Source organism: Mycobacterium sp. E3198, from assembly GCF_001667015.1.
Lineage (GTDB): Bacteria > Actinomycetota > Actinomycetes > Mycobacteriales > Mycobacteriaceae > Mycobacterium.
In genome coordinates this window covers 20711-32113 of the sequence record NZ_LZIS01000194.1, presented here as the reverse complement: position 1 = coordinate 32113, position 11403 = coordinate 20711, and the positions used below count along the sequence as shown (strand labels likewise).

The 11403-nt window shown below is 67.8% G+C and carries 10 protein-coding genes; 7 read left to right on the top strand and 3 right to left on the bottom strand.

All coding sequences use genetic code 11. The annotated features are described in order from the left end of the window. A partial coding sequence (locus A5673_RS21425; protein WP_068237108.1) for a hypothetical protein occupies positions 1-565 on the bottom strand: 565 nt, incomplete at its 3' end. A gap of 281 nt (positions 566-846) precedes the next feature. Here A5673_RS21425 and arc point away from each other — a divergent pair. Both arc and A5673_RS21415 read left to right on the top strand, forming a co-directional pair. Next, complete coding sequence (gene arc, locus A5673_RS21420) at positions 847-2676, top strand: proteasome ATPase (protein WP_068237106.1); 1830 nt, start codon at positions 847-849, stop codon at positions 2674-2676. 34 nt (positions 2677-2710) lie between these two features. Beyond that, positions 2711-4576, top strand: coding sequence for a hypothetical protein (locus A5673_RS21415; protein ID WP_068237104.1), 1866 nt, complete (start codon positions 2711-2713; stop codon positions 4574-4576). A gap of 1 nt (position 4577) precedes the next feature. On the opposite strand, the gene A5673_RS21410 is transcribed toward A5673_RS21415, so the two are convergent. Both A5673_RS21410 and A5673_RS21405 read right to left on the bottom strand, forming a co-directional pair. After that, on the bottom strand, positions 4578-5180 hold the full coding sequence (locus A5673_RS21410; protein ID WP_068237102.1) for a hypothetical protein: 603 nt from the start codon (positions 5178-5180) through the stop codon (positions 4578-4580). Between the two features lie 10 nt (positions 5181-5190). Further along, a complete protein-coding gene (locus tag A5673_RS21405; RefSeq protein ID WP_082958877.1) occupies positions 5191-6387 on the bottom strand; it encodes a hypothetical protein in 1197 nt (398 codons plus the stop codon). 112 nt (positions 6388-6499) lie between these two features. Here A5673_RS21405 and dop point away from each other — a divergent pair, with 112 nt between their 5' ends. The 5 genes from dop to pafA all read left to right on the top strand — a co-directional run bounded on the left by dop (position 6500) and on the right by pafA (position 11389). Then, entirely contained in the window at positions 6500-8008 is a 1509-nt protein-coding gene (dop, locus tag A5673_RS21400; RefSeq protein ID WP_068237097.1) for a pup deamidase/depupylase, read from the top strand. A gap of 91 nt (positions 8009-8099) precedes the next feature. After that, positions 8100-8294, top strand: coding sequence for a ubiquitin-like protein Pup (locus A5673_RS21395; RefSeq protein WP_068237096.1), 195 nt, complete (start codon positions 8100-8102; stop codon positions 8292-8294). Beyond that, on the top strand, positions 8291-9175 hold the full coding sequence (prcB, locus tag A5673_RS21390; protein WP_068237091.1) for a proteasome subunit beta: 885 nt from the start codon (positions 8291-8293) through the stop codon (positions 9173-9175). The genes A5673_RS21395 and prcB overlap by 4 nt, the downstream gene beginning before the upstream one ends. Then, positions 9172-9960: a proteasome subunit alpha gene (gene prcA / locus A5673_RS21385; RefSeq protein WP_068237088.1), complete on the top strand. Its 789-nt coding sequence runs from the start codon at positions 9172-9174 to the stop codon at positions 9958-9960. Before prcB ends, prcA begins: the two co-directional genes overlap by 4 nt. A 70-nt stretch (positions 9961-10030) precedes the next feature. After that, entirely contained in the window at positions 10031-11389 is a 1359-nt protein-coding gene (pafA, locus tag A5673_RS21380; protein ID WP_156748456.1) for a Pup--protein ligase, read from the top strand. Positions 11390-11403 lie beyond the last annotated feature (14 nt).

The following is an 11403-nucleotide window of genomic DNA, read 5'->3' as shown; positions in this document are numbered from 1 at the left end:
GTGCGGGGCCGGGCGCGGGGCCCGGGGCCGGGTTGGCGGGCGTCGGCCCCCCGGCCGAGTTGCCCAGCGCCAGCAGCATTTCGGCCGTGCGGCGGGACAACTGCCAGCCCCCTTGGAACGGCGTGAACTCCATCGGGAACGTGAATTTGCCGTTGTTCGTCTGGGCGGTGTTGACCGTGACGGTGGCCCGCACGTGCGACGGGTTCTTGTCCGACCAGGCGACGTCGGTCGCGGTGAACGTCATCGGGAGGTAGCCGTTGTCCCGCAACGCGTTGGTGAAGTTGTCCAGGGTGGCCGCGCTCTCGGCGGTCGCGCCCTCGACGAGGGCCACCTTGTTGCCGCCCGGCACGTTGGGGTCGGAGAGCCGGTTGAGCACGTCGATCAGGGCGTCGGCCGCCGGCAGCGGAGCGGTCGGGGGAGGCGCGACGACGACCGGGGTCGACGTGGCGGGGCCGCGCGACGACGGCGAGGACACGACCTTCGGGCCGGCGTGCGAGCATCCGGCGAGCCCGATCGCCGCGACCGCGGCGGCGGCGCTCAGCGCAACGGACAGGCCTTGCTGCATACGGTTCGTTCTGGTCAGGCGCCCGCGGGCGCCGTCGGGCCAACGGGTGCAATGGATGTCACAGCGGGGGCCGCCGCGCCGGGGAGGACGGCGCCGGCGGAGCCCGTGGCAAGGGCTTTTGGGGCCACGGTCGTCCTTTCGCTCGGCGCGATTCGTGGCAGAGATTACCAGTGGAACCAAAGTCTTAACTTTTCGTGAGCATTTGACTGCGCACATCAACCGGCAATCGCCGGTAGCGTTGAAGTACCACCGCGAATCTCGGGGCGGGAAAGGAGCGCAACATGGGTGACTCAGAGCGTTCTGAAGCATTCGGCAACGCCGGCGACACTGGCATGTCCAGCGACGACGCTGCCGAATTGGAACAGTTACGCCGTGAGGCAGCGGTGCTGCGCGAACAACTGGACCACGCGGTTGGGACGCCCGGCAGCACACGGTCTGCCCGCGACGTGCATCAGCTCGAAGCCCGCATCGATTCCCTCGCCGCGCGCAATTCCAAGTTGATGGACACCCTCAAGGAGGCGCGCCAGCAACTGTTGGCGCTGCGGGAAGAGGTCGACCGGCTCGGCCAGCCGCCCAGCGGCTACGGCGTGTTGCTGGGGGCGCACGAGGACGACACGGTCGACGTGTTCACCTCGGGCCGCAAAATGCGCCTGACGTGCTCGCCGAACATCGAGGTCGCCACGCTCCGGAAGGGGCAGACGGTCCGGCTCAACGAGGCCCTGACCGTCGTCGAGGCCGGCACGTTCGAATCGGTCGGCGAGATCTCCACCCTGCGCGAGGTGCTGAACGACGGGCACCGCGCGCTCGTCGTCGGGCACGCCGACGAGGAACGCATCGTGTGGCTGGCCGAGCCGCTGGTCGCCGAGGACTTGCCGGACGGCGTCCCCGACGCCCTCAACGACGACACCAAGCCCCGCAAGCTGCGTCCGGGCGACTCGCTGCTGGTCGACACCAAAGCCGGCTACGCCTTCGAGCGCATCCCCAAGGCCGAGGTCGAGGACCTGGTGCTGGAGGAGGTGCCCGACGTCAGCTACCAGGACATCGGTGGCCTGACCCGCCAGATCGAGCAGATCCGCGACGCCGTCGAGCTGCCGTTCCTGCACAAGGAGCTGTACCGCGAGTACGCGCTGCGCCCGCCCAAAGGCGTGCTGCTCTACGGCCCGCCCGGCTGTGGCAAGACGCTGATCGCCAAGGCGGTCGCGAACTCGTTGGCCAAGAAGATGGCCGAGGTGCGCGGCGACGACGCCCGCGAGGCGAAGTCGTACTTCCTCAACATCAAGGGCCCGGAACTGCTGAACAAGTTCGTCGGCGAGACCGAGCGGCACATCCGGCTGATCTTCCAGCGCGCCCGCGAGAAGGCGTCGGAAGGGACGCCGGTGATCGTGTTCTTCGACGAGATGGACTCGATCTTCCGCACCCGCGGCACCGGGGTCTCCTCGGACGTCGAGACGACGGTGGTCCCGCAGCTGCTGAGCGAGATCGACGGCGTCGAGGGCCTGGAGAACGTCATCGTCATCGGCGCGTCCAACCGAGAGGACATGATCGACCCGGCGATCCTGCGCCCGGGGCGCCTGGACGTGAAGATCAAGATCGAGCGGCCCGACGCCGAGGCGGCGCAGGACATCTTCTCGAAGTACCTGACCGAGTCGCTGCCGCTGCACGCCGACGACCTCGCCGAGTTCGACGCCGACCGCACCGCCTGCATCAAGGCGATGATCGAAAAGGTCGTCGAGCGGATGTACGCCGAGATCGACGACAACCGGTTCCTGGAGGTCACCTACGCCAACGGTGACAAGGAGGTCATGTACTTCAAGGACTTCAACTCCGGGGCGATGATCCAAAACGTCGTCGACCGGGCGAAGAAGAACGCCATCAAGTCGGTGCTGGAGACCGGTCAACCCGGCCTGCGCATCCAGCACCTGCTCGACTCCATCGTCGACGAGTTCGCCGAGAACGAGGACCTGCCCAACACCACCAACCCCGATGACTGGGCGCGGATTTCGGGCAAGAAGGGCGAGCGGATCGTCTACATCCGCACCCTGGTCACCGGCAAGTCGTCGAGCGCGTCGCGTGCCATCGACACCGAGTCCAACCTGGGTCAGTACCTGTAAACATTTGTCGGGCGCACCGACTAACGTCGCCCCGATGCGGCTACGTTTCGATCCCGGCGACGACGACGACGCGTTCGCCGCCGCGCGCGATGCTCTGCTCGACGAGCTTGGCAGCTGGTTGGACCGCCCCGAGCGGGAACGCGCGGCGGTGGTCACCGACGTCGAGATCTTGCTCGACTGGCGCTATCGCGACTCCAACGGCGTTCTCGACGAACTCGCCCCCGGCGACGTCACGGAGTTTCTGCTGCAGTGGTGCCCCAGCCAGTTCCAGGGCCATCCCAACGGCGCTGAGTTTCTCTGCAACGCGGTCGCCGTCTACGTCGATTTCATGGCGGCCACCGGGCGTCTGATGGGCGGTATCGAGCGCGCCAACAGGCTGAGGAAGTTGGCCGTCGATCTCGCCCCGACCGTACGCGCAGAATTGGGCACTCTCACACCTGTCGTGGACTCGTTCGTCGACGACGAGGACGACGAGCAATTCCAAGCGGCCCTCGCGGAAATAGAAGAGCGATACGGCACCGGACCGGTCGAGGAGCCGGATCCTTACGAGTTGCCGTTCGTCTACATCCCGCCGCCGCTGGCCGACGTCGAAACTGCGGCGGCAGCGGCACCGTTGCTCGCGAAACTCAAAGCGCTGCGCGACTATCTGGGCACTGACGGAAAACAACTGACCGACAAGGGAAACCTGAAGCTGGCCGATGGGCACGCGCTGGTCGACCTGCTCGACACCGGCGACGAGATGGACCCCCAGATCGGCGACAAGACGTGGCGGACCTCGTCCACGGCGGACTTGCCGCAGTTGAACTTCATCGTGGACATCGCCAAGCAGACCGGCGCCGTCCGGGTGCACCACCGCCGGTTGGTTCCGGTGAAGGCCTGGGCTACCCGCCCTACCCTGCAGCGGGCCGCAGCGCTGTTCGCGGCGATCGTCGAACTGGGCCCGTTGGAGTCGCTGTTCTCGGGCCGCATCTGGTTCCTCGACGAGATGCACGAGCTACTCGACGACGGGATCGTGCATTGGCTGGCCCCGCTGCTCGCCGACGACACCGCCGAACTGGGTTTCGATTCCATCCTCGAGTGGGCTCAGTCAGTGGTGGATCGGCGGATCGCGCCGCGCGCGCGGGACTGGATGCGGGATCTCGGCAGGCTGACCCACCGAGATATGAGCCGGATCTTCGAGGTCTTGGAAGACGCTGGGGTGGTGCAGTGGGTCGGCCGCTCCGAGATACCCGAAGAATTTGGCCGTAACTATTGGACCGGTGGCACGGTGACGCTGACCGCCCTTGGCCGCCACGTCCTGCCGGATTATCTGGACGAGTCCGGTTATGCGTTGCGCCGCGCGGACACTGTCGCCGACGGCGACGGCGCCGAACTGATCGAAACGTTGTTGTCGGCGCCGGAAACGCAGCAGCAGGCCCTGATAGCAAGCTGGCAATCGGACCGTCCGGACATCGAACGCGTGCGGATGCTCACCGAGGCGATAGCGCAAAGTCCGAGCGCCGCCACCCGGATGATGGGTTTCTTCGCGCTGCACAGCTTCGACGTCGAAGTGGCCGAACCGTGGGTGCGTCAGCTCCTGGACACGCCCGTCGCCGGGCATGCCGCGCTGTGGTTGGTGCAACGTGACCTCGCCGACGCCGAAACCGTCGGCAATTTCGTCGATGTCCCGGTCCTGGTAGACGTGCTCTCCGCCGCCGTGGAGTCCCCCGAGGAGCTGTGCAGCCTGTTCGCCGGGATGTCCGAACCGTTGCAGCTGCTGGAAAACATGTGGCGGCACCCCGCACCCGAGACCGCGGAGGTGCTCGACGCGCTGGGCCGCCACCTGCCGGACCGGGCGCTCGCCAAGGCCGCGCGAAAGGCCGCGGTGCGCCACCGCAGCTGGCTCGCGAACCGCCCCTAGGTCACGTCTCGAGCGAGTAGCTGTTGGTCAGGTTGTCCTGCAGCACTTGCGCGGCCTCGGACCTGGTGTCCACCCGCAACTCGTCGGTGAGCACGCGCGGCTGGTAGCTCCACCCGTCCGGCAGCTCCAGCCGGCCGGCCAGCCCGGGCAGGTCTTCGCGCTTCAGATCCGGGTCGACGACCTGGCTCCACGTCTGCATGACCCAGCGCTTGCCGTGGGGGTCGATGAGTTCGTAGACCTGTTCGCCGGCGTTGAAGACGAACACCGTGTGCCGGCTCACCTTGTTGACGGTGAAGGGCGACGGGTTCATCGAGGACAGCAGGACGGTGGCCTGCAGGATCATGTCGATGCCGCCGAAGGTCTTCGTCACCTGCGGGCCCTGCTGTTCCTTCTCGATGGAGTTCATCAGCCAATACCGGGGGCCGTTGAGCAGCGCTGCGGCCGCGCCGTTTTCGGCGGCGATCGCCTGCGCGTCCAACGCCGACCACAGCTCGGCGGGACAGTCGTTGAGCGGGAAGCTGTTGTAGACCGAAGCCTGTGGGCCGGCCTCGCCGGGGGTCACGAGAAGCACTTCGCCGTAACGCTTTCCAGCCAGGTCGGTCATTCGTGTGAAATTAATCACTGGCGCTGGTGGCGTCAACTTCACACGCCGTCGCCGCCACGGCGCCGCGGTAGCGGTTGCGCGCGATCAGCGTCGCGTGCAGGTCCTCGATCAGCGGATCGAGGAACGTGGAGCGGTATTCGGCGTCGCCGGCCGCGCGGGCGCTGATGTACATGAACGTCAACGCGCCGAGGAACAACGTCATGTGGATCAGCGAATCGGGAACCGGCAGCGTGAATCCCAGCACCGTCGCGGTGCTCGTGTAGGTGTGCGTCCATTCGTTCAGCAGCGACGGCGTCAGCACGATCAGCCCCAGCACCAAGTAGATGGCGGCGGTGACCACCGCGACCACGAGGATTTGCGCCATCTGCGAGGCGGCCAGCACGAAGACGACGTTGAGGCGTTCGGCCCGGGTCAGCGGCGCGCAATCGGGGCCATCGGGCATGTCCGCAAACGGCGTGTCGGCAAGCCGTTCACTGTCTTTGGGTGCCACCGTCATCATCGACCGCAGCGCCGGCCTGGCCCGTTCCCACGTCGCGGAGACGACGAAGGCCACGGCGATCGACAGCAGAAAGGCGATCGCCAGCCCGAGCCGTTGGCCGCTGATCGTCTTGGCCATGATCCACACGTAGGTGTTGAAGAAGACCAACGCGGTCAGCAGCACCACCGGCAGGGCACGGACGACCAAGGCCCCCACGGTGGCAAGGTGCGACAGCATCATGCGCACCGCCCACCCGACGACCGAGCCGACGCCGCAGCCGGTCAGGATCAGCACCGCGGCCACGACGACGGCCTCCTGAACCAGTTCCGTCGGTCCGCCCACGGTGAGACCGACGCATGACACCACGATCACCGCAATCGTCGACACGGCCGCGCGGGTCCGGCCGCGTCGTGACCGCGACACCACCCAGCCGACGAGGATCATCAGCGGCAGCGCGACCCCGAGGATCGCCAGCACGACCAATTGGGGGGTCGTCGGCTCCCCGGTGATCTCGACGTCGTGGCCGCCGGTGATCAGGTAGATCGGCAGGATGCAGGCCTGCAGAGTCCCGTAGGCGGCCAGCGCGGGGGCCGAGCGCGGCCAGAGCCGTCGCCACCGCGACCGCCGGGTCAGCACCGAGGGCAAACCGCGCTCGAGGAACCAGCTTTCGGCCCCATATCCCGGCGAGGCGCCCGCCGTTCCCGACGACCGGCGCAGAGAAGGGCTCATGCGGGCTCACCCTAGTGGCGATCGAACCGCACGAGGGCCGTTACCGCGCCGAATCCGGCCCCAGATCACCCCGCCCAGCGGACCGTATCGTCGGCGGGCCTATCTTGAAGTAATGCAAAGGATTATCGGGACGGAGGTCGAGTACGGCATCTCGTCGCCGTCGGACCCGACCGCCAACCCGATCCTCACCTCCACACAGGCGGTGCTGGCCTACGCGGCCGCCGCCGGAATCCAGCGCGCCAAGCGGACCCGCTGGGACTACGAGGTGGAATCGCCGCTGCGCGACGCCCGCGGCTTCGACCTGAGCCGCTCGGCCGGCCCGCCCCCGGTGGTCGACGCCGACGAGGTCGGCGCGGCCAACATGATCCTGACCAACGGGGCGCGGCTCTACGTCGACCACGCGCACCCGGAGTACTCCGCGCCCGAGTGCACCGACCCGCTGGACGCGGTGATCTGGGACAAGGCCGGCGAGCGCGTGATGGAGGCCGCCGCGCGGCATGTCGCCAGCGTGCCCGGGGCCGCCAAGCTGCAGCTTTACAAGAACAACGTCGACGGCAAGGGCGCCTCCTACGGGTCGCACGAGAACTACCTGATGTCGCGGCAGACGCCCTTCTCGGCGATCATCGCCGGGCTGACGCCGTTCCTGGTGTCGCGCCAGGTGGTCACCGGCTCGGGCCGGGTCGGCATCGGGCCGGCCGGTGACGAGCCCGGGTTTCAGCTGTCGCAGCGCTCGGATTACATCGAGGTCGAGGTCGGGCTGGAGACCACCCTCAAGCGCGGCATCATCAACACCCGCGACGAACCCCACGCCGACGCCGACCGGTACCGCCGGCTGCACGTGATCATCGGCGACGCCAATCTCGCCGAGACGTCGACGTACCTGAAGCTGGGCACCACGGCGCTGGTGCTCGATTTGATCGAAGAGGGCCCCGCGCACGGAATCGACCTGAGCGACCTGGCGCTGGCGCGCCCGGTGCACGCCGTCCACGCGATCAGCCGCGATCCGTCGCTGCGGGTCGCCGTCGCGCTGGCGGACGGTCGCGAGCTGACCGCCCTTGCGCTGCAACGGATTTACCTCGACCGGGTGGCCAAGCTGGTCGACGGCCGCGACCCCGACCCCCGCGCGGCCGACATCGTCGAGACGTGGGCGGACGTGCTCGACAAGTTGGAGCGCGACCCGATGGACTGCGCCGAGCTGCTGGACTGGCCGGCCAAGCTGCGGCTGCTCGAGGGTTTCCGGCAGCGCGAGAACCTGAACTGGTCGGCGCCCCGGCTGCACCTGGTCGACCTGCAGTACTCCGACGTCCGGCTGGACAAGGGCCTGTACAACCGGCTGGTCGCGCGGGGTTCGATGAAGCGCCTCGTCACCGAGCACCAGGTGCTCGACGCCGTCGACAACCCGCCGACGGACACGCGCGCATACTTCCGCGGCGAATGCCTGCGCCGGTTCGGCGCCGACATCGCCGCGGCCAGCTGGGACTCGGTGATTTTCGACCTCGGCGGCGATTCGCTGGTGCGCATCCCCACGCTGGAGCCGCTACGCGGCAGTAAGGCCCACGTCGGGGCGTTGCTGGACTCCGTGGACAGCGCGGTGGAGCTGGTGGAACAACTGACCAGCTAGCGGACGTTAGACCGGGAAACGTCGGCGTTGACCGGTACTGTAGACAAGACCAGCGGGCGTGTGAGCGGCCGAGAACAAGCAGGAGGCGGCGATGGCTCAGGAGCAGACCAAGCGCGGTGGTGGCGGCGGCGATGAAGACGACTTCGGCGACGCCACGGCCGCTGGCCAGGAGCGTCGCGAAAAGTTGGCCGAAGACACCGACGACCTGCTCGACGAGATTGACGACGTCCTTGAGGAAAACGCCGAGGATTTTGTCCGCGCGTACGTCCAAAAGGGCGGACAGTGACCTGGCCTTTCTCGAATCGCCTGTCCACCAACTCCCCACTTCCCGGGAACCCGGCTGTAGACCTGTCCTCGTTCGCTGATTTCCTCCGCCGCCAGGCGCCGGAGTTACTGCCGGCAACCCTCAGCGGCGGCTCGGGGGGCGGCGCGGGTGCCCAGCTGCCGCACGGGACGACGATCGTCGCGCTGAAATACCCCGGCGGCGTCGTCATCGCGGGTGACCGGCGCTCCACCCAGGGCAACATGATCGCCGGGCGCGACGTCAAGAAGGTGTACATCACCGACGACTACACCGCGACCGGCATCGCCGGCACCGCCGCGATCGCCGTCGAGTTCGCCCGCCTTTACGCGGTGGAACTCGAGCACTACGAGAAGCTCGAGGGCGTGCCGCTCACCTTCGCCGGCAAGGTCAACCGGCTGGCGATCATGGTGCGCGGCAACCTGGCCGCGGCCATGCAGGGGCTGGTGGCCCTGCCGCTGCTCGCGGGCTACGACATCCACGCCCCGGACCCCGAAAGCGCGGGCCGCATCGTCTCGTTCGACGCCGCCGGCGGCTGGAACATCGAGGAAGAGGGCTACCAGGCGGTGGGATCGGGTTCGATCTTCGCCAAGTCGTCGATCAAGAAGTTGTACTCCCAAGTCGCCGACGTCGATTCGGCGGTGCGGGTGGCGGTGGAGTCCCTCTACGACGCCGCCGACGACGACTCCGCCACCGGCGGACCGGATCTGGTCCGCGGCATCTACCCGACGGCGGTCACCATCGGCGTCGAGGGCGCGGCCGAGGTGCCGGAGAGCCGCATCGCCGAACTGGCCCGTGAGGTCATCGAAAGCCGTTCGCGCGCGGACACTTTCGGTCCCGACGCCGAGCCGCGGGGGGATAAGTGAGCTTCCCTTATTTCATCTCGCCCGAACAGGCGATGCGTGAGCGCAGCGAGCTCGCGCGCAAGGGCATCGCGCGGGGCCGCAGCGTGGTGGCGCTGGCCTACGCCGACGGCGTCTTGTTCGTCGCGGAGAACCCGTCGCGGTCGTTGCAGAAGATCAGCGAGCTTTATGACCGGGTGGGTTTTGCGGCCGCCGGCAAGTTCAACGAGTTCGACAATTTGCGCAGGGGCGGAATCCAATTCGCCGACACCCGCGGCTACGCCTACGACCGCCGCGACGTGACGGGCAGGCAGCTGGCCAACGTCTACGCCCAGACTTTGGGCACCATCTTCACCGAGCAGGCCAAGCCCTACGAGGTCGAGCTGTGCGTGGCCGAGGTCGCCCACTACGGCGAGACGAAACCGCCTGAGCTGTACCGGATTCTGTACGACGGGTCGATCGCCGATGAGCCGCACTTCGTGGTGATGGGCGGCACCACCGAGCCGATCGTCACCGCGCTCAAGGAGTCGTACGCCGAGAACGCCGACCTGCGCCAGGCGTTGGGGATCGCCCTGGCCGCGCTGCGCAAGGGCAGCGCGGAGGCGTCCAACGGCGACCAGCGCTCCATCGACGTCGGCAGCCTGGAGGTCGCCGTGCTGGATGCCAACCGGCCGCGGCGGGCGTTCCAGCGGATCACCCGGCCCGCCCTGGAGAGCATGCTGGCCGAGCTGGACGGCAAGCGCTCGAAGTCGAAGGGCGCGAAATCCGGGGGCGAAGGGCCGGAGTCCGGCGGCAAATCGTCGGAGTAGATCCGACCGAAAACATCCGTGGGCGCGGCTTCTGCACCTTTGCCGTGCGATAACCAGTACGCTCGATTACGTGCAGCGGCGAATCATGGGCATCGAGACCGAGTTCGGTGTCACCTGCACGTTCCACGGCCATCGTCGCCTGTCTCCCGACGAAGTCGCGCGGTATCTGTTCCGGCGGGTGGTGTCGTGGGGCCGCAGTTCCAACGTTTTCTTGCGCAACGGTGCCCGGCTCTACCTCGATGTCGGCAGCCATCCCGAGTACGCCACGGCCGAGTGCGACAGCCTGGTGCAGCTGGTCACTCACGACCGGGCCGGCGAATGGGTGCTCGAGGACCTGCTCGTCGACGCCGAACAACGCCTGGCCGACGAGGGCATCGGCGGGGACATCTACCTGTTCAAGAACAACACCGACTCGGCGGGCAACTCCTACGGCTGCCACGAGAACTACCTGATCGTGCGGGCCGGCGAGTTCTCCCGGATCTCCGACGTGCTGCTGCCGTTCCTGGTCACCCGGCAGCTGATCTGCGGGGCCGGCAAGGTGCTGCAGACCCCCAAGGCCGCGACGTTTTGCCTTTCCCAACGCGCCGAGCACATCTGGGAGGGCGTCTCCTCGGCCACCACGCGCAGCCGCCCGATCATCAACACCCGCGACGAGCCGCACGCCGACGCCGAGAAATACCGCCGGCTGCACGTCATCGTCGGCGACTCCAATATGTGCGAGACGACCACGATGCTCAAGGTCGGCACCGCCGCGCTGGTGTTGGAGATGATCGAGGCCGGCGTTCCGTTCCGCGACTTCTCGCTGGACAACCCCATCCGCGCCATCCGCGAGGTCAGCCACGACATCACGGGCCGCCGGCCGGTCCGGCTGGCGGGCGGGCGTCAGGCCAGCGCCCTGGACATCCAGCGCGAGTACTACAGCCGCGCCGTCGAGCACCTGCAGACCCGGGAGCCCAACGCGCAGATCGAGCAGGTCGTGGACCTGTGGGGCCGCCAGCTGGACGCGGTCGAGAGCCAGGATTTCGCCAAGGTGGACACCGAGATCGACTGGGTGATCAAGCGCAAGCTGTTCCAGCGCTACCAGGACCGCTACAACATGGAGCTGTCCGACCCGAAGATCGCCCAGCTGGACCTCGCCTACCACGACATCAAGCGCGGCCGCGGCGTCTTCGACCTGCTGCAGCGCAAGGGGTTGGCCGCGCGGGTGACCACCGACGAGGACATCGCCGAGGCCGTCGACACCCCGCCGCAAACCACCCGCGCCCGGCTGCGCGGGGAGTTCATCAGCGCCGCGCAGGCCGCGGGCCGCGACTTCACCGTCGACTGGGTGCACCTCAAGCTCAACGACCAGGCGCAGCGCACGGTGCTCTGCAAGGACCCGTTCCGGGCGGTCGACGAGCGGGTCAAGCGGCTGATCGCCAGCATGTAGGCGCGCCCGCCCGG

Bases quoted from the DNA above. Each gene is read 5' to 3' on its own strand.
- arc (WP_068237106.1), top strand. From the start codon at position 847: ATGGGTGACTCAGAGCGTTCTGAAGCATTCGGCAACGCCGGCGACACT.
- A5673_RS21415 (WP_068237104.1), top strand. From the start codon at position 2,711: ATGCGGCTACGTTTCGATCCCGGCGACGACGACGACGCGTTCGCCGCC.
- A5673_RS21410 (WP_068237102.1), bottom strand. From the start codon at position 5,180: ATGACCGACCTGGCTGGAAAGCGTTACGGCGAAGTGCTTCTCGTGACC.
- A5673_RS21405 (WP_082958877.1), bottom strand. From the start codon at position 6,387: ATGAGCCCTTCTCTGCGCCGGTCGTCGGGAACGGCGGGCGCCTCGCCG.
- dop (WP_068237097.1), top strand. From the start codon at position 6,500: ATGCAAAGGATTATCGGGACGGAGGTCGAGTACGGCATCTCGTCGCCG.
- A5673_RS21395 (WP_068237096.1), top strand. From the start codon at position 8,100: ATGGCTCAGGAGCAGACCAAGCGCGGTGGTGGCGGCGGCGATGAAGAC.